Here is a 23,292-nt window from a genome sequence, read left to right as displayed (position 1 = left end):
TCTCTACCGTGGTGGCGACGGAGGCGGTCGGCAGGAGGGAGTGACGTGGCAGGGGAGATCGCGGCCCTGGCCGGGGTGGGCGCGGCCAGCGTGGTGCAACTGGCCGTCAACGAGGGATTCGCGTGGACGAGAGAGCGGATCCGAGGCCTGTTCCGGACCGGCGAGGACCCGGGGGCGGGCCTGGGCGAGAACCTGGGTGAACTGGACGGACTACTCGACGACTTGGCGGACGCCCAGCTGAGCGCTGACGCCGAAGCGATCGGTGCCGCCGAGGAGGCGCTGACCGCCTGGTTCCAGGAACTGCTGGCCCGCCACCCGCAGGCGGAGCCTCAACTGCGTGCCCTTGTCAGCCCGTTCACCGAACACCGTCCGGCGGCCACCGTCTCGTCCGCCTTCCTCCACTACGTCAACAACGAGCCCGCCTTCGCGCAGATGGACGCCCACTGGGCCCGCTGCCGCGAGGCCGCCGCCGTCACCGTGTTCTTCCTGAGCGGACTGCCGGGCGTCGGCAAGCGCACCACCGCCCGCCGCTGGCTGCACACGCACGCCGACGTCTTCAGCGAGGAACCGCTGTACGCCGACCTCGCCCTCACCGAGCCCGCCCACCGCGCCGACCCGGCCGCCGTCCTGGAACGCTGGCTCGACCAGCTCGGCGTCCCGCGCGAGGACCGGCCCGCCGAAGCGGCGGACCAGGCCGGCCTTCTACGGCGGACCCTGCGCGAGCGCGGGCGCCCCGTCGCCGTACTCCTGGAGAACGTCACCTCAGCGGCCCAGCTACGGTCGCTGCTGCCCGACTCCCCGCACGCCGTCGTGCTGCTCACCGGGCAGAGCGAACCGCCCGGCCTGCACCAGGTGCTGGACGCCGAGCCGGTGCGGCTCGGACCGCTCGCCGAGAGCCACGCCCTGGACCTGCTGTGCCGGGTCAGCCGCAGCACCGAGGACCCGGAGAAGTTCCGGCCCCTGCTGTCGTACGTGGGCGGACTGCCGCTCGCGCTCCGGCTGCTCGCCGGGCATCTGCGCGCCCCCGGCCCCGGTGTCGTGGAGGACGTCCTGGACCAGCTCGCCGATCGGGCCGGCCGCCAGGAGCTGCTGACCTCGGCGGACGACTCCCTCGCCCGAGCCTTCGACCTCGGCTACGCGGGCCTCGGCGCGGGACCGGCCCGGCTGTACCGGTGCCTCGGCCTGCACCCCAGGGCGGAGGTCCAGCTCGACACGGTGTATGCGCTGCTGCCCGACCGCGACCCCGCCGCCGTCCGCGGCGACCTGCGCGCCCTGCTCGCCGCCGGTCTGGTCGAACGCTGGGGCGTGGACGCCTACTTGCTGCACCCCTACGTCCACGACCACGCCGCCGAGTGCGCCGAACGGGAGGAGCCGGAGGCGGTACGCGCGGCGATCGAGCGACGGATCGTCGTCCACTACCGGGACCTCGCCGAGCGCGCGGAGGCCGCCCTGTCCGGCCGCTGGCGCCACGACCCCATGGGCCGCTACGTCACCCGACCGCGGCCCGCCCCGGGTGCCGACCCGGAACGGGACCTGGTCCGCCGCCGCGCCGCACTGCTCGCCGCCGTGGACCTGGCCGCCCGCACAGGGATGCACCAGGACGCCTGGCGGCTGTGCCAGGGGCTGTGGACGGTTCAGCTGCGCACCGGCAGCCACACCGAGTGGATCGCGTCGCGCCGGATCGGCTGGGAGTGCGCACGAGCCTCGGGCGACCCGATGGCCGAGGCGCGGATGCGGTTCGAGTGGGGCTTCGGGCATCTGGACCGGTGGAGCGTGGCCGAGGGCGACCCGGCCCAGGCCCGCGAGCACTTCACGGAGGCGCTGCGGCTGGTGGGGTACGAGGCGTGGGGCGCCGGCGGCTCGGGGGGCCCGGGCGTGGGCGAGCGGCGCACCGCCTCCAGCGCGCTGGAGGGCCTTGGCCTGCTCGAACTGAAATTGCGGCGGCCCCAGTTCGCCCTCAACCGCTTCGACCAGGCCCTCGCCGCGCTGGGCGACCTCCCGCACCCGCGGGGCCGTGCGCTGCTCGCCCTGCACCGAGGCCGGGCGCTGAGCGCGCTGAACCGCCACAACGACGCCGGGCAGACCCTCGCGGAGGCCCGCGCCGAGTTCGACCGGCTGGGGGACTCCTTCAACGCCGGCAAGACCTGGCTGCGTCACGCGGAGGACCGCCGCGCCTGCGGCCAACCGGAGCCTGCGCTGGATGCGTTGGACCGGGCCGCCGAGTGTCTGAGTACCGCCGGCAACGGCTACTTCCAGGCGGTGGCCCTGCTCCTGCGGGGCGACATCCTGCGCGAGCTGGGCCGCCCCGCCACCGCGGACTGGACCGCCGCCCGTGACCTCTTCGAAGAGGCCGGCAGCAGCCGCGCGGAGGAGGCACGGGCCCGCCTGGCCGCCGAGTAGGCCCTGCTACGGCTCAGGATGCGGCGAACGACCCGTTCGCCGGGGCCAGTTCGAGCAGACCGGGTTCCATGCCGTCGCCCGCCCGCACCCTCAGCCGGGTACGGCTGTCCGCGCGGGGTGCCGTCGCCCGCCAGGCGTGCGCGGCGGAGGCGGCCGTGGCGAACGACGCCCACTCGGGCCGCCGCAGCCAGCGGCAGTGCAGGGGTGTTCCGTCGGTGGGCAGCAACAGGCAGTCGGCGTCCGGCTCTTCCACGGCCACCAGCGCGGCGCCCGGGAACCGGGCCGCGAGAGCGGCCCGGTTCAGCGCGTCCGGCCCGGCGAGCCGCTCCAGCGGGAGCAGCAGGACGTCGGCGGAGCGGGGCCAGCGGACGTCGGGGTCGTCCGGGTCGGCGGTGAGGTGGGCCGCGGCCAGATGCCGGTCCTGGGCGCGCTGATGGACGGCCGGGTAGCGGCGCAAGGTGACCTCGGCCGGGCCGTCCGCCTGCTCCACGACGCTCGCGGTCACGAACTTCGCCTCATTGTGCGGCAGTTGCCGTGGCGGCCGGACAGGCGCGGGGACCGGGATCGGGCGGGTGGCAGCCGGGCGGCCGGGTTCGGGCAGGGCGAGCCGGCCGTAGAACAGCCGGCGCAACAGGGCGGCGGCGCGGCCGGGTTCGGAGGTGACCTCGCCGGCGACCTCGGCGAGCGCGGGGTCGTACGGCTGGCTCTCGGCGGCCGAGCGGAGCTGGGGGAGGAGCGGGCGGGTGCGGTCGAGGCGGGGCAGGAGGCGGCCGAGGCGGTCCATGGGGGAGCCGGCGGCAACCGTCGCGTCCTCGAACGCGCCCAGCACACAAGGAATTCCGAGGGATATCCCGTAGAACGTCACCGACCCGTGGTCGCCGACGAGATGGTCGGCGGCGCACAGGGCCGCTTTCCAGGTCTCCGTCTCCGGGACCGGCAGCAGCAGACCGGAATCGACGTAAGGGGCCAGCCAGTTCTGCCATTGCCAGACGCCGTGCCGGTGCCAGGCGTTGGGATGGATCGCGGCCAGGACGCGGAACTCGTCCGACGGCAGCTCCGCGAGCGCCCGCCGGATCAGATCGGTGGGCGGGGTGCCGAGGGCCGAGCCCTCGCCCCAGGTGGAGGAGACGACGACGAGGCGCTGGCCCGGTCGCAGGCCGAGGGCGCGGCGGTAGGTCTCGCGGAAGGCCAGCCCGGCGGCGAGCTGGTCGGCGCACGGGTCACCGGCGACGACGGCACGGGGCAGCGCCTGTGGGCAGCCCGCGGCCAGCCGCGCCAACTGCTCGGTGTGGGACAGCACGATGGCCGACGGCACGACCTCCCCGCCGTGCACCAGCCACTCCTCGGTCAGCCCGAAGGCCCCGGCTCCCGGCTCCCGGCTCCCGGCTCCCGGCTCCCGGCTTGATTTTCTTATTATAGCCAGCGCCGTGCGGCGTTCCGATGAGCGGGAATCGGAGCTTGTGCAGACTTCCGCCCCGATTGGTCGCGATGGCGAGGTCGAAATCCTGGGTGACCGCCTCGGACCACGGCACATGTTTCATGCCCCGGGATTCCAGGAATTCCCACACACCCGCATCCAGCGCCGAGGATTCCGTGCAGGAGAACACGACCTCGACCCGGCTGTCCCCCTCGAACAGCGCCATCAGGTCCAACAGCCGTGTGGCGGAGGTGATGTTGTGCACCACCCCGAGCACGCGCCGCTCGGCGACCACGGTGTCCCACGCCCGCCCCTGTGCCAAGACCGCCCTCCGAAGATCGCCCACCGACCCGGTGTCACACGATATCCGTGCCGTCACACGCGCCGTCTAGACTCACCCGGCAACGGCTCAGGCGCTGCCAACACCGAAGGGCATTCGGCGTTTTGATACGGATAGATGCAGTCACGAAGCGGTACCCGGACGGCACGGTGGCGGTCGACGGGCTGTCGCTGGAGATACCGGACCGCGCCATCACCGTCCTGGTCGGGCCCTCCGGCTGCGGCAAGACCACGACCCTCCGGATGATCAACCGGATGATCGAGCCCACCGAGGGCGGCATCCTCCTGGACGGCGTCGACATCCGGCAGCAGCCGGTCAACTCCCTGCGCCGGTCGATGGGTTACGTCATCCAGAACGCCGGTCTCTTCCAGCACCGCACCATCCTCGACAACATCGCCACCGTGCCCCGCCTGCTCGGCTGGGGCAAGCAGAAGGCGCGGGCCCGCGCCGCGGAGCTGATGGAGCGGGTCGGGCTCGACCCCGCGCTCGCCAAGCGGTACCCGTACCAGCTCTCCGGCGGCCAGCAGCAGCGCGTCGGCGTGGCCCGCGCGCTCGCCGCCGACCCTCCGGTCCTGCTGATGGACGAGCCGTTCTCCGCCGTCGACCCCGTCGTGCGCAAGGGACTTCAGGACGAACTCCTTCGCATCCAGGAGGAGTTGGGCAAGACCATTGTCTTCGTCACCCACGACATCGACGAGGCGGTCAAGCTGGGTACGATGGTCGCGGTGCTGCGCACCGGCGGCACGCTCGCCCAGTTCGCGCCCCCCGCCGAACTGCTCAGCGCACCCGCCGACGCCTTCGTCGAGGACTTCCTCGGCGCCGACCGCGGCATCCGCCGGCTGTCCTTCTTCCCGTCCGCCGGACTGGAGTTGGAGACCGCACCGGTGGTCCCCGTCGACGCGAGCGCCGACCGGCTCACCGCCCACACCGCCGCCCCCTACCTGCTCGTCACGGACCCCGACGGCAGGCCGCTCGGCTGGGGCGAGCCGGACCGGCTCGTCGCCGGGGAAATCGACCGGGAGCAACTACTGCCCTGTGGAGGGCCGTTCGTGCCCGGCACCGACTCGCTGCGCACCGCGCTCGACGGGGCGGTGCTCTCGCCGACCGGCTGGGCCGTGGCCGTCGACGAGGCGGGGCGCGCTGTCGGCGTCGTCTCCCAGCAGGCCATCGGCGAGGCGATCCGCGCCGCCCACGCGGCGGGCCGCCCGGACGCGAAGGCCGTGCGATGAACGGCTTCTTCGACCTGCCGAGCGACCTCCAGTACACCTACGTCGGCCTGATCGGCCTGCACCTGCGCGAGGCCCTGCTGCCGGTGCTGGCAGGACTGCTGCTGTCGCTGCCGGTGGCTCAGCTGTGCGTGCGGTTCCGCTGGCTCTACCCGCCCGTCCTCGGCGTCACGACCGTGCTCTACGCCATCCCCTCGCTGGCCTTCTCCGTCGTTCTCATCGACTACACCGGCCAGTCCGAGACCACGGTGATGATCCCGCTGGCCGTGTACAGCCTCGTCGTCCTGGTCCCGGCGATCGTGGACGGCGTCCGCTCGGTGCCGCCGGAGACCCTCGCCGCCGCCCAGGCCATGGGTTTCGGGGCCGTACGGCGCTATCTCCAGGTGCAGTTGCCCATCGCCGTACCCGCGATCATCGCGGGGCTCAGGGTGGCGACCGTGTCGAGCATCTCCCTCGTCAGCGTCGGGATGCTCATCGGCAACCAGGGCGCCCTCGGCAACATGCTCTACGACGCGAACATCTACCACCGGCCCGAGCTCGCCGTGAACTCCGTGCTGACCACCGCGGTCCTGGCGATCCTCGCCGACGCCGCCCTGGTCCTCGTCCGCAGGCTGCTGACCCCGTGGATGCCGAGGAAGGGTGCCACCCGGTGAACGTACTGCACTACGCCCACGCCTTCTTCAGCGACGGCGCCCACTGGCACGGCTCCGACGGCATCCCCGCCCGGCTCGTCGAGCACGTCCTGTACTCCCTGGAGGCCCTCGCGATCGCCGCCGCGATCGGACTGCCCGTCGGCCTGGTCACCGGACACTACGGGCGCGGCGGCAACGCCCTCGCGCTGCTCGCCACCGCCGGGCGCGCGCTGCCCAGCTTCGGGCTACTGGTGCTGATGTTCATCTGGATCGGGTTCGGCCTGCTGCCCGTGATGATCCCGCTGGTCGTGCTCGCCGTACCGCCCGTCCTGGTCACCACCTACGAGGCGCTCCGCTCCCTCGACCCGTCCCCGGTGGACGCGGCCCGGGGCATGGGCATGACCGAGCCGCGGATCCTGTTCCAGGTGGAGGTGCCGGTCGCGCTCCCGCTGATCCTCGGCGGCCTGCGCACGGCGGCCGTCCAGATCGTCTCCACCGCCACCATCGCCGCCTACGTCAGCCTCGGCGGCCTCGGCCGGTTCATCATCGACGGCCTCTACCAGCGGGACTTCGCGAAGGTCATCGGCGGCGCCACCCTGGTCGCGGGGCTGGCGCTCGCGACCCTCGCGGTCTTCTGGGCGGTGTCCCGGGCCGCGGTCTCACCGGGGGTGCGCAGGAGCGGATGACGACGGGCGCGGATCCGGGACCGTTCCCTTCCGGGCTCAACTGACCTTGGATCGAAGCCAATTGGTGACCTTGAACCCTTGACTGACCGAGAACTGCCCGGTTTGGATCAGTGAGTGACTTCAACGACCCACAGCAGAAGGTCCATTCGGAGGAACCACGGCGCGGCGGCCGTCGCCCTCGTGGCGGTGACGGCCCTGCTGACGGGCTGTTCCCAGAAGAGCGACGGCATCGTCGTCGGATCCAACAACTTCACCGAGAGCATCCTGCTCGCGGACATCTACGGCGAGGCCCTCAAGGCCCAGGGAATCAAGGTCACTTACAAGCCCAACATCGGCAGCCGCGAGACCACCTACAAACTGCTCCAGAACGGCTCCGTCTCGGTCCTGCCCGAGTACAACGGCGCCCTGCTGGCCTACCTCGACGCCAAGGCCGCCCCCAAGACCGTCGAGGAGACCACCTCCGCCATCAAGGGCAAGCTGGACGCCAAGCTGACCGTGCTGGAGCCCGCGCCCGCGCAGAACAAGGACTCCGTCACGGTCAACGCGGCCACCGCGCTGAAGTACCACCTGACCAAGACCTCCTCGATCGCCGACCTCAAGGGCGTCGCCAAGGACCTGGTCATCGGTGCCTCGCCGGAGTTCCAGGCCCGGCAGCAGGGCCTGAAGGGCCTCACGTCGGTGTACGGCCTCGACTTCAAGTCCTTCAAGGCGCTCGACGCGGGCGGCCCGCTCACCCAGGAGGCCCTGAAGAAGAACGCCGTCCAGGTCGCGGACATCTTCACCACGGACCCGACCATCGCCAAGGAGAAGTTCGTCGTCCTCCAGGACCCGCAGAACCTCTTCGGCTTCGAGAACGTCCAGCCGCTCGTCCACAAGGGCGACCTGCCCAAGAAGGGGATCGACGCGCTCAACGCCGTCTCGGCCAAGCTCGACACGACGACCCTGCTCGCGCTCGACACCCAGGTGCAGACCCAGCACAAGGACCCGCTGGACGTCGCCAAGGCCTGGCTGCGGACCGCCGGGCTCGCCTGACGCCGAGGCCGCGGCGGCCCCGGCCTGGGTGCCCCCCACAGCTCAGGATCCGCCGGCCACCGGGCTCTGAGCAGCCTCCGCCGCCAACTGAGTGGCCGCCGCGCGCGCCAGCCTGCGGTGTTTCCGGCGGCTCATCCGGGGTTCCTGGTCGGGCAGCCAGCCGAAGGCGAGGCAGCTGCCGATGACGCCGAAGAGGAGGCCGAGGAAGAAGCCGCCCAGGTTCGAGGTGATCCAGGTGCCCAGGGACAGCAGGACGCCGGTGATGGAGTAGAAGAGCCGCTGGGCGGGGTTGAAGAGGATCAGCAGGCCCAGCAGCAGCATGAGGCCCGGCAGCAGATAGCCGGCCAGGCCCTGCATGCCGATGTGCATCACGACCTTCATCGAGGCTTTCTCGGTGAACAGGATCTCGCCGCCGCCCAGGGCCAGCAGCAGCCCGCCCCAGAACGGCCGGCGGGCCCGCCACCTGCGGAAGGCGGGTCTCAGTTCCTGACGTGGACGGTCCGGCATCGGCTCAGCAGCCCGAGCCGCTGAAGCGGAGCTTGAGCCCCGGCAGCTTGAACACGCCAGCGGTGGTCGCGTAGTTGGTCTGCCGCAGGTTGGCGATGTGTACGGTGTCGGCCTGCTGGCTGAAGACGCCGATCGGGCCCTTCGCGTTCGCCTTGTCGAGCGTGCTGGCGTCGTTGCCGATCTCGATGTTGTTGAACGCCGCGTCGCCCGACAGCTCGGTCGAGTCGGTGGTGAGGTCGCGCGCGGTCACCTTCCTGTCGCCGCTGCCCGCGGTGATCAGAAGGTTGGTGCCGCCGAGGTCGACGCTCTGGCACAGCTTGGTGAGCGTGGCGTTCTTGATCGCGGAGGTGACGATCAGCACCTGTCCGCCGGTGTCCCCGGCGTTGGGGCTGCCGTCCGCCATGTTGTCGAGCCCGCCGAACTGCTCGAAGCCGGTGCCTTGGAGGTCGGTCGCGGTGACGGTGAACGGCATGCCGGAGATCGCGAACTGCACGCCGAGTGCGCCCTGCGCGGTCAGGACCGCGAGGCTCGCGGCGACCAGCGTGGCGGGCACCGCCATCACCGCGGCCCGGCGCGCCCGGACCCGCCCGCGTCTTATGCCGCCGGCGGTGGCGGCCCCGGACTCGGAGGTTCTCAGGGCTTCGGACGCTGCATCGCTGTCCGGGGTGTCGGGGGTGTTGCCGGTGGACGGGACGTCCGAGGACGAGGCCATGTCTGCTCCCATGGGCATAGGTCAATGCGGGTTGGGCTTCAGTGGCGCGAATGTCCTGGCGCGGACTGCGGCTGTCGCGCACGCCCCCTCACAACTCCCGGTGGACGCAAAGGGATTCAGGTTACGCGACAGTAGCCTTCAGGAAGTTACCGCCGGTTACATTGAGGGGTCAAGGGAGTTGTGGAAAAAGAGTGCGGGATATGCGCGAGCGGCATCTTCTTGCATCAACTCGCCTTACAGTCCTTGACGCTGATGGTTGATCAGGTCTACAACTCTCCCTGTTTCACCGGATCCGTGGCGCCGGATCCGCCGAGCGGCGCCGGCCGCTTTCCCGGCCCTCTTGCAGCAACCGCTCCGCGTTTCCAGCTACCGCTCCGCATCAGCTCGGCTTCGGCACGGTCGCCACGGTCGCGTTTCCCCAGCGGCTCTTGTCCGGCCGCCTCTTTCGTCCGGCCCTGCCGCCGGCCCTCCTCCGGAGTCCTGCGGCAGGTGTCCGGTCTGCCGTCGCCGCCCGTCCCGTCGCGCACGGAGAAGGCGTCACGGGCCGGCGACGACGGCATCGCACGCAAGCCCGCCACCCCCCACTCACTTCACCCCACCTCAGAAGAGAGAGGCACCCGCATGCGTACGCGTTCCTTACTCGTCCTCGCCGCAACCGCCGGCGCGCTCGCGCTCACCGTGGCCACCCCCGCCTCGGCGGCGAGCGCGGTCCTCACCACCGGCAGCGTCGGCGGCACCGCCGTCGCGGTCGGCGCCAGTGTCACCGCACCGCTGGCCACCGGCACCTCGGCCACGTTCTACTCCAGCCCGACCGGCACCAGCGGCATCAAGTGCACCAAGTCCCAGTTCACCGCGACCGTCACCAGCAACCCGACGGCGCCCGGCACCGCCACCGAGTCGGTCACCGCGCACACCTTCGACCCCGCCTCGTGCGCGAGTAACGTGACCGGCGTGACCGGCGTCAACGGCATCACGATCGACCACCTGCCCTATGGCGCGACGGTCGCCTCAGACGGCACCCTCAAGGTCACGCCGCCCGCCGGCTCCAGCATCCAGGCCACGGTCTCGCTGCGCACTCTGCTGGGCACCGTCACCTGCGTCTACCAGGGGTCGGGCCTGAACGGCACTGCCGGCAACGCCGACGGCAGCATCACCTTCTCCAGCCAGCAGTTCAACAAGACCTCGGGTTCGTCGCTGTGCTTCGCCAGCGCCTACTTCAGTGCCAAGTACGCACCCGTCACCACCGGCGGCGCTCGGGTCTACGTCAACTGAGTGCCGTAACAGCAGCGTCCAGCTCGTGAGCTGACAGAACACCACGCCGGACACGATCAGTTCGTGTCCGGCGTCCTGCTGTTCTGGAGCGTTATTGTGCATTTTGCAGCGTTCTGTGGCCGGGGTCGAGAGAAACCGACTGGTAAGTTGGTTTAGTGATCGCCTGAGGTCCGTCGGGGAGGGGATTCTCGGCCCTGCGCAGAGGCCCTCACGGATGCGGAGCGCTGCCGCCCGGGGGCTTCCGGTATCGGTCAAGTCCTGAGGCGGAAGCGGGTTCTGGCGCCGTCCACTTGTGGATCTTTGCTCGTGAGCCGGTGTCGCGTACGCCACGGGTGCATCGTTGTCACGGATTCCGACGCCGGGAACCCCTCCTGCCGTTCGGTGAGTTATCGTATGCGAGGGGTTAAAACAAACCGCATGTCCCGTCGGTTGATGTCGCAAGGAGGGGTCCGATCATGGCGAGGCAGTTGCGCGCTGAGCAGACCCGGGCAACGATCATCACGGCCGCCGCCGATCTGTTCGACCGGCACGGCTACGAATCCACCAGCCTGAGCGACATCGTCGGCCACGCGAAGATCACCAAGGGCGCCCTGTACTTCCACTTCGCGGCCAAGGAGGACCTGGCGCGCGCCATCCTGCAGCTGCACGCCGAAGCCGCGCAGCGGGTGGTGGCCGAGGCCGAGTGCCGTGGCTGCTCCGCGCTGGAGTCCCTGATGCGCACCACCTTCGGGATCGCCCGGCTCGCCGTGGACGACCCGGTGCCGCGCGCCGGACTCCGCCTGGCCGCCGCGGACATCGCCATGAAGCCGGACCTGACGCATCCCTTCATCGAGTGGCTGGAATTCGCCACGCGGAAACTGAGGGTCGCCGTGAAGGAGGCCGACGTGCACTCCGACATCGACGCGGGCGCCGTCGCCCATTCCCTCGTCTGCTTCTTCATCGGCACCCGCGTCGCCGTCCGCACCATCGAGCCGGTCGGCCGGCTGCCCCGCAGGGTTGCCGAGATGTGGCATCTGATGATCCGCGGTGTGGTCCCGGTGCCCCGCCGCCCCCGCTATCTGACGCTCGCCACGCAGCTGGAGCGGGAGACCAGAGCCGCCTGACTCGCGCGATACGGTGACGGCATGCCCGACGCCCTCCTAGCACCCGAGATCTTCGGCAACGAGCCCGGCTCCTTCCCGCACAGCGTGCTGGCCGAGCGGCACCCCGCGATCATCCGGCAGGTGAGGGACGCCTTCCCGTACGGCCCCACGCAGCACGGCGCGCTCGACGCGCTGCTCGAAAGCTGCACCGACGGCGTGATCGAGCCCCTTGCCGCCGACGAGCCCGACCGGGATCACTGGCGCGACTGGGGCCTGGACGGCTACGTCGGACGGTCCTGGTTCGACGTGCCCTGGCTGTGGTCCGAGAGCTACTTCTACCGCCGGCTGCTGGACGCCGTGGGGTACTTCGGGCCGGGCGCCTGGCAGGGCATCGACCCCTTCCGCCCGTTCAAACGCGCCGAACTCGACGCCCCGGAGACCGACGAGGAACTCGCCGCGCTCGACGAACTGCGGGACCGCCCGGAGCGGGAGCGCGCCCGCGCCCTGCTGCACGGCTCGCTGTGGGGCAACCGCGCGGACCTCGGCTTCCGGCTCTCCGCCGCCGGTGCCGAGGCGGGGGAGCCGGTCCCCGGACTGGTCGCCGACGACAGCGAGACCCTGTGGTCGCTGCTGCCGCCCGCCGGCACCGGCACGCTCTGCCTCGTCGCGGACAACGCGGGCCGGGAACTCATCCCCGACCTGCTCCTGATCGCCCACCTCCTCGCCGAGGGGCGGATCGCGCGCGCGGTGCTGCACATCAAGCCGTACCCGTACTACGTCTCCGACGCCACGACCGCCGACGTGATCGACGCCCTGCACCGGATCCGCGCCGCGCCCGGCGCCGCCGCCGATTACGGGCGCTCTCTCTGGGCGGCGACGGCCGACGGCCGCCTCACCGTGCGCGCCCACCCCTTCTCCTGCGCCCCGCTGCCGTACGCCGAGTTGCCCGACGACCTGCGCGCCGAGTTCGGCTCGGCCGCCCTGACCGTCGTCAAGGGCGACCTCAACTACCGCCGCCTGGTGGGCGACCGGATGTGGCCGCCCACCACCTCCTTCCAGTGGGCGACCGCCTACTTCCCCGGCCCGGTCGTCGCCCTGCGCACCCTGAAGTCCGACGTCGTCACCGGCCTGTCCGCGGACACCGAGGCCGCCCTGGCCGCGGCGGAAGGACAGGGCTGGCGTACCTCGGGCACGCACGCTCTGATCCAGGTGAGCCCGTCAAGCGAGGTGCAGGGGCAGTGACTTGAGGCCGTTGATGAAGTTCGACACGAGCCGTCCGGGCGGCCCGGCGAGCCGTGGTGCGGGCAGCACGCGTAGCGCCTCCTCATAGAGCAGCCGCAGTTGCAGCCGGGCGAAGTGCGCGCCCAGGCAGACATGCGGACCGTCGCCGAAGGAGACGTGCGGGTTGGGTGTGCGGGCGAGGTCGAGCCGGCCGGGGTCGGTGAACACGCGCTCGTCCCGGTTGGCGGAGGCGTGGAACACCACCACTTTGTCGCCCGCCCGGATCCGCTGCCCCGCCAGCTCGGTGTCACGCTCGGCCGTACGGCGGAAGGTCAGCACCGGCGGATGCCAGCGCAGCAGCTCGTCGACCGCGGACGGTAGGCCGACCTTGCCGGCGTGCAGCAGCTCGTACGCCTCCGGGTGCTCCGCCAGTGCCAGCAGCCCGCCGGGCGCCGCGCTGCGCACAGTGTCGTTGCCGGCGATCGTGAGCAGGAAGAAGAACATCTCCAGCTCGGCCTCGGCGAGTTCGGGGTCCTGGGCGAGGGTCGTCATGATGTCGTCGGCGGGATACTGTCGTTTGTATACAGTCAACTGTCGGGCGTAGGCGAACATATCGGCCAACATCGCCGGCGAACGCGGGTTGACCGGCTTGCCCGCCTCGTCCAGCACCGGGGTACCGGCCTCGTCCGGATCCTGGTAGCCGATGACCCGGTGCGTCCAGTCCAGCAGCAGCCGCCGGTCGCTGTCCGGAACGCCCAGCAGGTCGGTCAGGTTGAGCAGGGCGTACTCGTCGGTGACGGCGGCCACCAGATCGGCCGTGCCGTCGCCCGCGCGTGCCTGAGCGAGCGCCCCCGCCAGCAGCGTGCGCGCCCGCTCGCGCGCGACGTCCGCGAACCGGTCGATGCGGCCGGGCGTGAACGCCCGGCTCACCAGGCGCCGCAACCGCCCGTGGTGTGGCGGATCCTGATTGAGCATCATGCGCCGGATGAACGGCAGATCGTCCGGATCGGGGTCCCGGATCTGGGTCGCACCCAGGTACGAGGAGTATGTCGCCGAGTCCTTGAGCACGCGTACGACGTCGGTGTGCCGGGTCACCGCCCAGAACCCGGGCCCGGCCGGCCAGCCCAGCACCTCTGGCTCCTCCTGCCAGGCCACCGGATGGTGGTCGCGCAGCACGCGGTAGTCGGCGTACGGCACCCCGGCCGCGTACCGGCGCGGGTCGAAGACGTCCGGCACCGGCGGGACCTCGCGCACGTTCACGCCTGCTCGCCCAAGGCCGCCTCGTCCGCCTCGTCCGCACGCAGGAAGTCCTCCACGGTGCGGATCAGCTCCAGCGGGGTCTCGTCCATGGCGTAGTGCCCGGCGCCGGGCAGCGCGCTGAGCTGCGCGCGCGGGTACCAGGACAGCCAGGTCTGCCGCATGACCGCCGGCGACAGCGCCGGATCCAGTTCACCGGCCACGGCCAGCGCCGGGACCTCGCTGCCCTCGACGTCGGAGCGGAAGTCGTCGCCCGCCCAGGAGTCGAGCCAGGCCCGGAACGCCTTCGCGTCGCTGCGCTCCAGCGAGCGCGCGACCATCCGGTCGAGCCAGGCGGCGGGCCGGCGGTTCCCGGTGGTGAAGTCGATGATCGCGCGCCGGTTCTCCGGCCGGTGCGCCGCGTCCGTGAACAGCGCGGCCTGCTCGCCGGCCAACGGCATCCCCGAGGCGGGCACGGGGGAGACGCCCACGATCCGGCGCAGCCGGTGCGGGGCGAGGCGGAGCAGCCGCTGCGCCACCGCGCCGCCCATGGAGTGCCCGATCACCGAGAACCGCTCCCAGCCCAGCCGGTCGGCCAGCTCCACCAGGTCCACGGCCGCCTCGGCCGTCGTGAACGAGCCCGCCGTGTCCCGGGCCTCGCCGTAGCCGCGCAGGTCGACCAGCGCGTAGGTGAAGGCGGTGCGGTCGAGGTCCGGCAGTACGGCGGCGTAGGCGGTCCGGTCGGCGAACCAGCCGTGCACGGCGAACACCTTGTGGGCGCCGTCGCCGTGCACCTCATGGGGCAGCACGAAGGAGGTCATGCGCATACGTTGGCCCGCGCGCGGGGGCTCGGCAAGAGCGCGGAGGAGGGCAAGAACGCGGGGGAGGGCACGAGCGCGGCTGTGTGCGTCAACGTCACACATCCAGGCGGGAGTTCCCGGTTTCGCTCCCGGTTCACGCAATGGTGTGATCATGTCCCGCGTCGAGGATGGGTGTCCGAGGGCACGGGTAGGGCCCCGGCCATGACGCAGCCGTTCGAACTCCCGCACTTCTACATGCCGTATCCCGCGCGGCTCAACCCGCATCTGGACGAGGCTCGCGCCCACTCGACGGCGTGGGCGCGCGAGATGGGCATGCTGGAGGGCTCCGGGATCTGGGACCAGGCCGACCTCGAAGCGCACGACTACGGACTCCTGTGCTCCTACACCCACCCCGACTGCGCCGGACCCGCCCTCTCGCTGATCACCGACTGGTACGTGTGGGTGTTCTTCTTCGACGACCACTTCCTCGACATGTTCAAGCGCACCCAGGACCGCGCCGCCGGCAAGGCTCACCTCGACCGCCTCCCGCTGTTCATGCCACTGGACCTCGCAACTCCCGTACCGGAACCGGAGAACCCCGTCGAGGCGGGATTGAAGGACCTGTGGCAGCGCACGGTGCCGGCGATGTCCGTGGACTGGCGCCGCCGGTTCGCCGTCGCCACCGAGCACCTGCTCAACGAGTCCCTGTGGGAGCTGTCCAACATCAACGAGGGCCGGATCGCCAACCCGGTCGAGTACATCGAGATGCGCCGCAAGGTGGGCGGCGCCCCCTGGTCGGCGGGGCTCGTGGAGTACGCCACCGCCGAGGTGCCCGCAGCCGTCGCCGGCACCCGGCCGCTCCGGGTGCTCATGGAGACGTTCTCCGACGCCGTCCACCTGCGCAACGACCTGTTCTCCTACCAGCGCGAGGTCGAGGACGAGGGCGAGAACAGCAACGGCGTGCTCGTCCTGGAGAAGTTCTTCGGCTGCACCACGCAGGAGGCCGCCGACACCGTCAACGACGTCCTCACCTCCCGGCTGCACCAGTTCGAGCACACCGCGCTCACCGAAGTGCCCGCCGTCGCCGTGGAGAAGGGCCTAGGCCCGGCCGAGGTCGCGGCGGTCGCCGCCTACACCAAGGGACTTCAGGACTGGCAGTCCGGCGGCCACGAATGGCACCTGCGCTCCAGCCGCTACATGAACCAGGGCGCCCGCGCGAGCTCGCCCTGGCAGATCCCGAGCGGCCCCGGACTGTCCGCCGCCGGCATCGGCGCGCTGCTCGCCACAGCCGCGCAGGAGCGACTGCGCGCCCACTCCCACGTGCCGTACCAGAAGGTCGGCCCCTCCCGGCTGCCCGACTTCCACATGCCCTTCAGGCTGGAGCTGAGCCGCCACCTCGACGACGCCCGCGCGAACCTCCTGGTGTGGTCGCACCGGATCGGCATCCTCCAGGAGGGCGTCTGGGACGAGGACAAGCTCGCCGCCGCCGACCTCGCGCTCTGCTCCGCCGGTCTGGACCCGGACGCCACCCCCGAGGCCCTCGGCCTCAGCGCGCAGTGGCTCGCCTGGGGGACCTACGGCGACGACTACTACCCGCTGGTGTACGGCCACCGGCGCGACCTCGCCGCCGCCCGGCTGACCACCGAGCGGCTGTCCCGGTGCATGCCCGTCGAGGGCGAGCCGCCCCCCGCCCCCGCCAACGCCATGGAACGCGGGCTGATCGACCTGTGGGCGCGCACGACCGCCGGGATGAGCGCCGAACAGCGGCGCACCCTGAAGGCGGCCGTGGACACCATGACCGAGAGCTGGGTGTGGGAACTCTCCAACCAGCTGCACAACCGTGTCCCCGACCCCGTGGACTACCTGGAGATGCGGCGCTCGACCTTCGGTTCCGACCTCACCCTGAGCCTCGCCCGGATGGGCCAGGGCCCGGCGATCCCGCCCGAGGTGTACCGCAGCGGGCCGGTGCGCTCCCTGGAGAACGCCGCGATGGACTACGCCTGCCTGCTCAACGACGTCTTCTCGTACCAGAAGGAGATCGAGTACGAGGGCGAGATCCACAACGCCATCCTCGTCGTGCAGAACTTCTTCGGCGTGGACTACCCGGCCGCGCTCGCCGTCGTCCACGATCTGATGACCCAGCGCATGGAGCAGTTCGAGCACGTCATCGCCAACGAACTGCCGGTCCTCTACGACGACTTCGCGCTGTCGGCCGAGGCCCGCACCGCCATGGCCGGCTACGTCGCCGATCTGCAGAACTGGCTGGCGGGCATACTGAACTGGCACCGCAACGTCGACCGTTACAAGGCCGAGTGGCTCGGCCGGCGCTCGCACGGCTTCCTGCCCGACCGCGCACCCGCCGTGCCGGTGCCGGCACTCGGCTGACCGGAAGTAGGTCACACGGCCTGAACCGCCCGGGCCGCCGCATGCCCGGCCGCGGCTCGCGCCAGTGCCCGTACGACAGGGTGCGGGCGCGAGCCGTCGCCGGCCAGCTCCGGCTGGAACAGCGTGGCCAGGAAGAAGGGGTGGCCCGGCAGTTCGGCGACCCGGACCTGCCCGTCCTCGTCGTGCCCGGAGAACCGCAGCCCGTGTGCGCTCAGTGTGTCGAGGTGGCGTGCGGGGCCGTAAGCGCAGAAGTACCGCTCGACCGTGCGCGCCGAGCCGATGACGGACTCCGCGAGCGAACCCGGTTCGAGGACCACCGCGGCCTCGTGGCCCACCAGTGAACAGGCGAGCGCCTCGATGAGCGGGTCCTCGGCACCGGGGTCGTTCTCGGCGTGCGCTGCCCGGGTCAGCCCGCACACGTTCCGGGCGTACTCCAGCAGCGCGTGCTGGAAGCCGGCGCACGTGCCCAGGAACGGGATGCCCTCCTCCCGCGCGGTCCGGACGGCCGCGAGCACTCCTGCCTCGCTGCGGTACGGACTGCCCGGCGGCACCCACACGGCGTCGAAGCCGCGTACCGCGCCCTCCGCCTCCGCGTCCTCGCTCGGGATCCAGTAGGCGTCCAGCACGAGGCGGTCGCGTTCGGCGAGGGCGTCCAGCAGCAGCGGGATCCGGGTGTGCGAAACGACGTTCGGGGAGCGGTCCCCGACCAGAGCGATGGTGGCGGTGTTCGTCATGGCCCTCATCCTCCGCGGGCCCCCGCGTTCACGTCCAACGATGATTCCCGCTCCGTCGATAAGCGTTGCTGATGCACATGGGATCCTCGTCCGCATGGACCCGCACCTGCTGCGCACGTACGTCACCGTCGCCCGCCTCGCCTCCTTCTCGGAGGCCGCGCGCGAGCTGGGCTACACCCAGTCCGCGGTCTCCCAGCACATCGCCGCGCTCGAACAGGACCTGGGCGCACCGCTGCTGACCCGGCGGCCGGTCACGCCCACGGCAGCCGGAGAGCGGCTCCTGGAGCACGCGGGGCCGCTGCTGCTGCGCCTGGACGCGGCCCGCGCCGACGTCGTCCGCATGGCCGCCGCACCGGCCCACGGCCTCACCCTCGCCACCACCCCGACCGCGCTCGCCGCACACGTCCTCGCCGCCCTCCCGCGGGCCGGGGTGACCCTGCGCGTCCTCGCCCGCGACGAGATCCCGGCCGCCGTCGCCACCGGCACCGCCGACCTCGGACTCGTCGACGGGCCGGCCGCGCCCAGCGATCCGCTGCGGCTGCCCGACGTGGCGCCGCTGACCACGCACGGCGTCGCCGAGGAACCCGTCAGTGTGCTGCTGCCCGCCGGACACCCCCTCGCCGCCCGGCCGGGTCTGCGGCTCGGCGACCTCGCCGACGCCCGCTGGCTGGACGCCCCCGACGTGACCCTCCCGCTCGCCCACCTGCGCGCGGCCAACGGCGGCGGCGCCTTCCGCCCCGGACTGCGCTACGAGGGCACCGACGTGCGCACCCTCACCGCCCTCGCCGCGGCCGGGCACGGCCTCACCCTGCTGCCGCACACCACGGCCACCGGGGTCCCGGGCACGGTCGCCGTCCCGCTCACCGCACCGCGCCTGGTGCACCGCACGGAACTCGTGTACGGCGGCACGCCCGCCGGAGCCGCGGCGGAACTGGTGCGCCGGCTGACCGGCGGCTGAGCCCCCGTCGTCATGGCTACCCTCCGCCACCCTCCGTCCAGTCTCACTCGTTCGTGTCTCGTCACGGCCGGGCGCCCCGGGTAGAGCACCAGCTGGAGGTGAGCGAACCATGGAACACACTGTGTTGCGTCCCAAGCCCATGCCCGGCCAGGACCGCAGGGAGGGCGGCGTCCCCGTCCCCGTCCGGCGCCCGCACGCGACGCGCAGGCGCGGCCGGCGGCTCAGGACCCTGCTGTTCGGCCTTTTCATCGGCACCGTCCTGGTGCTCTCCGGCGTCGGCGTCGGCACCGTCGGCGCCACGGTCATCGGGCTCGGCAGGCTCGCCGACCTGCAACGCCACACCCCGCCGCACGCGCTGCCCACCAGGGCCACGGCTCCCGGCACCGCCCGGGCGACGCCCGCGGCCACGCTGGGCCTGGAGGCCGTCGACGCGGAGAAGGCCGGCGCCCTGGTGGTGGGCGTCCACGTGCCCGGCCCCGGCTTCACGGCCGGCCTGGTCCGCGGGGACGTCCTGCTGCAGCTCGGCAGCACGCGCGTCGACTCGGCCGCCGACCTCGCCCGGGCCGTCGCCCGTGCCCGCCCCGGCACGGCGGTGACCCTCACCGTCCGCCACCACAGTGGTGGCTACCAGCAGCTGACGGCGGTTCTGGCCGTGGTGACCTGAGCCCCGGCGATATCCCGTTGGTCACCCTCCGCCGCACGCGCCATGATGGCCCCATGCCGTTCCCGACCCGCGCTCGGAGGCCCGGATGACCGGTCACGCGCCCTTCACCGCCGACGACTACCGCGCCCGAATGGAGCGTGCCGCGCGCTCCGCGGCCGACGCGGGCCTCGCGGGCCTGCTCGTGGCGCCGGGACCGGACATGGTGTGGCTGACCGGATACACGCCCACCGCGGTCACCGAACGGCTCACCGTGCTGGTCCTCACCCCCGGGCACGACCCCGTCCTCGTCGTGCCCACCCTGGAGGCCCCGGACGCCGAGCACGCGGCCGGCGCCTCCGCGCTCACCCTGCGCGACTGGACCGACGGCAAGGACCCCTACGCCGTCACCGCCGCCCTCCTCGACCGCGACGGCCGGTTCGGCATCAGCGACAACACCTGGGCCATGCACCTGCTCGGCCTCCAGCGGGCCCTGCCCGGCACCTCCTATGCCGCCCTCACCGACGCCCTGCCCATGCTGCGCGCGGTCAAGGACGCCGCCGAACTGGAACTCCTGGCCGCCGCCGGAGCTGCTGCCGACCAGGCGTTCGAGGAGATCCGGAAAGTTCCCTTCGCCGGACGCCGCGAGTCCGACGTCGGCCACGACCTCGCGGACCTGCTGCGCCGCTTCGGGCACTCCCAGGTCGACTTCACCATCGTCGGCTCGGGCCCCAACGGCGCCAACCCGCACCACGAGGTCGGCGACCGCGTCATCCAGCACGGCGACATGGTCGTCCTCGACTTCGGCGGCCTCAAGGACGGCTACGGCTCCGACACCACCCGCACGGTGCACGTCGGCGGGCCGTCCGCGGAGGAGCGCACCGTCCATGACATCGTGCGCGCCGCCCAGGAGGCGGGGTTCAACGCCGTACGGCCGGGCGTCGCCTGCCAGGAGGTCGACCGCGCCGCCCGCGCGGTGATCACCGACGCCGGGTACGGCGAGTACTTCATCCACCGCACCGGGCACGGCATCGGCGTCACCACGCATGAGCCGCCGTACATGATCGAGGGCGAGGAGCAGCCCCTCGTGCCCGGCATGTGCTTCTCCGTGGAGCCCGGCATCTATCTGCCCGGCCGCTTCGGGGTGCGCATCGAGGACATCGTCACCGTGACCGAGGACGGCGGACGCCGGTTCAACAACACCACCCGTGAGATGGTCATAGTGGACTGAGAAGCCACAAAGAGGCTGGAGGGCCTATAGCGGCTCAAGAGCCACCTCGACGACATTCCGGAACGGCGAACGCGCGACCCATGACCCAGGCACCGACTCCCACCGCGGACACCGTCCGCAGACTGGTTCGCCCGCTGCTCGGGGAGAGCGGCACACAGGAGCCAGACGTGCGGCCCGTCGCGGCGGGCCGTGAGCACACCTGGTGGGTCGGCTCCCGCCATGTGCTGCGCCTCGCCCCCGACCGCGAGGCCGCCGCACTGCGCCGCCGCGAACTGCGCCTGCGCGACCTGGTGCGCCCGCACGTGCCCGTCGCCGTCCCGACCAGCGTCGCGCACGGTGACTGGGCACCCGGGCTCGCCTACACCCTCGACACCCTGGTGCCCGGCGGCACGGCCGACGCGCACGACGTCTCCGCCGTCGGCGAGGCCGACCTCGCGGGCCTGCTCACCGGCTTGCGCTCGGTACCCGTACGGCAGGCCGAGACGCTCGGCGTGCCGCGCACCGCCCCGCGCTCCCTGGAGGCGCTGCGCAGAATGGCCGTGCACGCGGCCGAACGGCTCGATGCCGCCGACGAGTTCGACGCGGCCCGGCTGCACCAGCTCACCCCGCCCGGCGCGGCCCAGCTGGCCGCCCAGCCCGGCACCGCCGTCCTCACCCACCACGGCCTGACCGGCGAGCACGTGGTGGTCAGCGCAGACGGGCGGGTGCGCGGCGTCCTGGACTGGACCGCGGCGGCCCTCGGCGATCCCGCCGAGGACATCGCCGGGCTCGCCGTCGCCGTAGGCTCCCCGGCGGCCGTCCGCGCCGCCACCCTGGCCGGCTACGGCGCCCGCCCCTGTCTGCGTGGCCTGTGGCTCGCCCGCTGCGACACCGTCATCCGCCTCACCGACCAGATCGACGGCCGCGCGGGCGGCTCCCTGGCGCTGCTGCGGACCCAGCTGCGGCGGGCCTGGGAGCCGATCCTGCTGGAGCGGGTGACCGAGTTCTAGGACGCCGAGCAGGCACCGCAGGGCCCGGCTCAGGGCCTTGAGGGCCCTACGGCTGGATCAGCACCACGCACGACTCCCCGGGCACCTGGAGCAGCCCGTCCGGGCCCGGCGCCGCCACCGGGTCCCAGGCGGCGAGCACCTCCACCCGGTCGGTGCCCAGCGGGATCGCCGCGGGCTCCTTGCCCAGGTTCACCGCCACCCGGACGTCCCCGCGCCGCAGGGCCAGCCAGCGCCCCTCCTCGTCGTACGCCACCTTCGTGTCGGCCAGGTCGGGATCGGTGAGGTCCGGCTGCGTCCGGCGCAGCGCGAGCAGTTGCCGGTACCAGGCCAGCACGCGCGCGTGGGGCTCGGTCTCCGGTTCCGACCAGTCCAGGCAGGAGCGGTCCCGGGTCGCCGGGTCCTGCGGGTCGGGTACGTCCTCCTCGGCCCAGCCGTGTGCCGCGAACTCCCGCCGCCTGCCCTGCCGTACGGCATCGGCCAGCTGCGGGTCCGTGTGGTCGGTGAAGTACTGCCACGGCGTGCCCGCCGCCCACTCCTCGCCCATGAACAGCATCGGCGTGAACGGCGCGGTCAGCGTGAGCGTGGCCGAGCAGGCCAGCAGACCGGGGGAGAGGAGCGCCGAAAGCCGGTCTCCCTGGGCCCGGTTGCCGACCTGGTCGTGGGTCTGCGCGTAGCCGAGCAGCCGGTGCGCGGAGACCCGCGCGCGGTCCAGCGGGCGGCCGTGGCGGCGGCCCCGGAAGCTGGAGTACGTCCCGTCGTGGAAGTAGCCGCCGGTGAGGGTCTTGGCGAGCGCGGCGAGCGGGGCGCGCGCGAAGTCGGCGTAGTAGCCCTGGGACTCGCCGGTGAGCGCGGTGTGCAGGGCGTGGTGGAAGTCGTCGTTCCACTGCGCGTGCACGCCGAGCCCGTGCTCCGCGCGCGGGGTGATGTACCGCGGGTCGTTCAGGTCGGACTCGGCGATCAGGAACAGCGGCCGTCCCAGCTCCCCGGCGAGGCCGTCCACGGCCGCCGACAGCTCCTCCAGGAAGTGGCACGCGCGCGTGTCGTGCAGCGCGTGCACCGCGTCCAGCCGCAGCCCGTCCAGCCGGTAGTCCCGCAGCCACGCCAGCGCGCTGCCCACGTAGTACGCGCGCACCTCGTCCGAGCCGGGCGCGTCCAGGTTCACCGCCGCGCCCCAGGGTGTGTGGTGCGTGTCCGTGAAGTACGGCCCGAACGCGGGCAGATGGTTGCCCGACGGGCCCAGATGGTTGTGCACGACGTCCAGGACGACGCCCAGGCCGAGTTCATGGGCCCGGTCGACGAACCGCTTCAGTGCCTCGGGGCCGCCGTACGGCTCGTGCACCGCCCACGGCGACACCCCGTCGTACCCCCAGCCCTGCCGCCCCGGGAACGGGCTCAGGGGCATCAACTCCATGTGGGTGACACCCAGTTCCGCAAGGTGTTCGAGGCGGGCGGCAGCCGCGTCCAGGGTGCCCTCGCGGGTGTACGTGCCCACGTGCAGCTCGTAGAGCACCGCGCCCGGCAGCGCGCTCCCCGGCCACGCCGTACGCCAGGCGTAGCGCCCGTGGTCCACCACGGCGCTCAGGCCGTCGGGGCCGTCCGGCTGGCGGCGCGAGCGCGGGTCGGGCAGCACCGGGCCGTCGTCCAGCGCGAACCCGTACCGGGTACCGTCCCGCGCCTCCGCCTCCCCCGTCCACCAGCCACTGCGCCCCGGATCGCGCTCCAACGCGCGGGTGGCGCCGTCGCACTGGAGCGTCACTCGGTCTGCCTTCGGTGCCCACACCTCGAACTGCAC

The 23,292-nt window shown here is 72.3% G+C and carries 20 protein-coding genes; 13 read left to right on the top strand and 7 right to left on the bottom strand.

From position 1 onward, the window contains the following. Positions 1 to 45 precede the first annotated feature (45 nt). Positions 46 to 2,400, top strand: coding sequence for a hypothetical protein (locus tag ACWD35_RS01090; RefSeq protein ID WP_451349006.1), 2,355 nt, complete (start codon positions 46 to 48; stop codon positions 2,398 to 2,400). 13 nt (positions 2,401 to 2,413) lie between these two features. On the opposite strand, the gene ACWD35_RS01085 is transcribed toward ACWD35_RS01090, so the two are convergent. After that, the gene (locus tag ACWD35_RS01085; RefSeq protein WP_451349005.1) at positions 2,414 to 3,733 is read right to left on the bottom strand and encodes a hypothetical protein; all 1,320 of its coding nucleotides are present in this window, start codon (positions 3,731 to 3,733) and stop codon (positions 2,414 to 2,416) included. 528 nt (positions 3,734 to 4,261) lie between these two features. On the opposite strand from ACWD35_RS01085, the gene ACWD35_RS01080 reads away from it, so the two are divergent. The 4 genes from ACWD35_RS01080 (at position 4,262) to ACWD35_RS01065 (ending at position 7,733) form a co-directional block, all read left to right on the top strand. After that, complete coding sequence (locus tag ACWD35_RS01080; protein ID WP_451349004.1) at positions 4,262 to 5,386, top strand: ABC transporter ATP-binding protein; 1,125 nt, start codon at positions 4,262 to 4,264, stop codon at positions 5,384 to 5,386. Beyond that, entirely contained in the window at positions 5,383 to 6,036 is a 654-nt protein-coding gene (locus ACWD35_RS01075) for an ABC transporter permease (protein ID WP_451349003.1), read from the top strand. Before ACWD35_RS01080 ends, ACWD35_RS01075 begins: the two co-directional genes overlap by 4 nt. Further along, positions 6,033 to 6,701, top strand: coding sequence for an ABC transporter permease (locus tag ACWD35_RS01070; RefSeq protein WP_451349002.1), 669 nt, complete (start codon positions 6,033 to 6,035; stop codon positions 6,699 to 6,701). The genes ACWD35_RS01075 and ACWD35_RS01070 overlap by 4 nt, the downstream gene beginning before the upstream one ends. 114 nt (positions 6,702 to 6,815) lie before the next feature. Continuing rightward, complete coding sequence (locus ACWD35_RS01065; protein ID WP_451349001.1) at positions 6,816 to 7,733, top strand: ABC transporter substrate-binding protein; 918 nt, start codon at positions 6,816 to 6,818, stop codon at positions 7,731 to 7,733. A gap of 42 nt (positions 7,734 to 7,775) precedes the next feature. Here ACWD35_RS01065 and ACWD35_RS01060 read toward each other — a convergent pair whose 3' ends face one another. Beyond that, positions 7,776 to 8,240, bottom strand: a complete 465-nt coding sequence (locus ACWD35_RS01060; RefSeq protein WP_451349000.1) for a DUF6114 domain-containing protein — start codon at positions 8,238 to 8,240, stop codon at positions 7,776 to 7,778. Between the two features lie 4 nt (positions 8,241 to 8,244). Next, positions 8,245 to 8,952, bottom strand: a complete 708-nt coding sequence (locus tag ACWD35_RS01055; RefSeq protein WP_451348999.1) for a DUF6230 family protein — start codon at positions 8,950 to 8,952, stop codon at positions 8,245 to 8,247. A gap of 621 nt (positions 8,953 to 9,573) precedes the next feature. Here ACWD35_RS01055 and ACWD35_RS01050 point away from each other — a divergent pair. The 3 genes from ACWD35_RS01050 (at position 9,574) to ACWD35_RS01040 (ending at position 12,548) form a co-directional block, all read left to right on the top strand. Further along, complete coding sequence (locus tag ACWD35_RS01050; protein ID WP_451348998.1) at positions 9,574 to 10,224, top strand: Tat pathway signal sequence domain protein; 651 nt, start codon at positions 9,574 to 9,576, stop codon at positions 10,222 to 10,224. 455 nt (positions 10,225 to 10,679) lie between these two features. After that, on the top strand, positions 10,680 to 11,327 hold the full coding sequence (locus tag ACWD35_RS01045) for a ScbR family autoregulator-binding transcription factor (RefSeq protein WP_451348997.1): 648 nt from the start codon (positions 10,680 to 10,682) through the stop codon (positions 11,325 to 11,327). 21 nt (positions 11,328 to 11,348) lie between these two features. Next, positions 11,349 to 12,548, top strand: coding sequence for a damage-control phosphatase ARMT1 family protein (locus tag ACWD35_RS01040; RefSeq protein ID WP_451348996.1), 1,200 nt, complete (start codon positions 11,349 to 11,351; stop codon positions 12,546 to 12,548). On the opposite strand, the gene ACWD35_RS01035 is transcribed toward ACWD35_RS01040, so the two are convergent. Next, entirely contained in the window at positions 12,525 to 13,787 is a 1,263-nt protein-coding gene (locus ACWD35_RS01035; protein ID WP_451348995.1) for a cytochrome P450, read from the bottom strand. The two genes, ACWD35_RS01040 and ACWD35_RS01035, sit on opposite strands and share 24 nt — an antisense overlap. Continuing rightward, positions 13,784 to 14,584, bottom strand: coding sequence for an alpha/beta fold hydrolase (locus tag ACWD35_RS01030; protein ID WP_451348994.1), 801 nt, complete (start codon positions 14,582 to 14,584; stop codon positions 13,784 to 13,786). Before ACWD35_RS01030 ends, ACWD35_RS01035 begins: the two co-directional genes overlap by 4 nt. Positions 14,585 to 14,785: 201 nt before the next feature. On the opposite strand from ACWD35_RS01030, the gene cyc2 reads away from it, so the two are divergent. Further along, positions 14,786 to 16,948: a germacradienol/geosmin synthase Cyc2 gene (gene cyc2 / locus ACWD35_RS01025; RefSeq protein ID WP_451348993.1), complete on the top strand. Its 2,163-nt coding sequence runs from the start codon at positions 14,786 to 14,788 to the stop codon at positions 16,946 to 16,948. 11 nt (positions 16,949 to 16,959) lie between these two features. On the opposite strand, the gene ACWD35_RS01020 is transcribed toward cyc2, so the two are convergent. Beyond that, positions 16,960 to 17,682 carry a CTP synthase C-terminal region-related (seleno)protein gene (locus tag ACWD35_RS01020; protein ID WP_451348992.1) on the bottom strand — a complete coding sequence of 241 codons (723 nt, stop codon included), beginning with the start codon at positions 17,680 to 17,682 and terminating at the stop codon, positions 16,960 to 16,962. A gap of 94 nt (positions 17,683 to 17,776) precedes the next feature. Here ACWD35_RS01020 and ACWD35_RS01015 point away from each other — a divergent pair, with 94 nt between their 5' ends. From ACWD35_RS01015 to ACWD35_RS01000, 4 genes are all read left to right on the top strand, one after another. Next, positions 17,777 to 18,640, top strand: a complete 864-nt coding sequence (locus ACWD35_RS01015; RefSeq protein WP_451348991.1) for a LysR family transcriptional regulator — start codon at positions 17,777 to 17,779, stop codon at positions 18,638 to 18,640. Between the two features lie 109 nt (positions 18,641 to 18,749). Beyond that, a complete protein-coding gene (locus ACWD35_RS01010) occupies positions 18,750 to 19,304 on the top strand; it encodes a PDZ domain-containing protein (RefSeq protein WP_451348990.1) in 555 nt (184 codons plus the stop codon). A gap of 85 nt (positions 19,305 to 19,389) precedes the next feature. Beyond that, positions 19,390 to 20,511 carry an aminopeptidase P family protein gene (locus ACWD35_RS01005; protein WP_451348989.1) on the top strand — a complete coding sequence of 374 codons (1,122 nt, stop codon included), beginning with the start codon at positions 19,390 to 19,392 and terminating at the stop codon, positions 20,509 to 20,511. Positions 20,512 to 20,591: 80 nt separating this feature from the next. Then, positions 20,592 to 21,500 (top strand): phosphotransferase family protein, encoded by a 909-nt coding sequence (locus ACWD35_RS01000; protein WP_451348988.1) that lies wholly within the window; start codon positions 20,592 to 20,594, stop codon positions 21,498 to 21,500. Positions 21,501 to 21,546: 46 nt separating this feature from the next. Here the strand turns inward: ACWD35_RS01000 and treZ are convergent, their stop codons facing one another. Continuing rightward, complete coding sequence (gene treZ, locus ACWD35_RS00995; protein WP_451348987.1) at positions 21,547 to 23,292, bottom strand: malto-oligosyltrehalose trehalohydrolase; 1,746 nt, start codon at positions 23,290 to 23,292, stop codon at positions 21,547 to 21,549.

This window comes from Streptomyces sp. NPDC002671, assembly GCF_053592475.1.
Note: the sequence above shows the minus strand (reverse complement) of the source record. Positions and strands in the feature narration are given on the sequence as shown.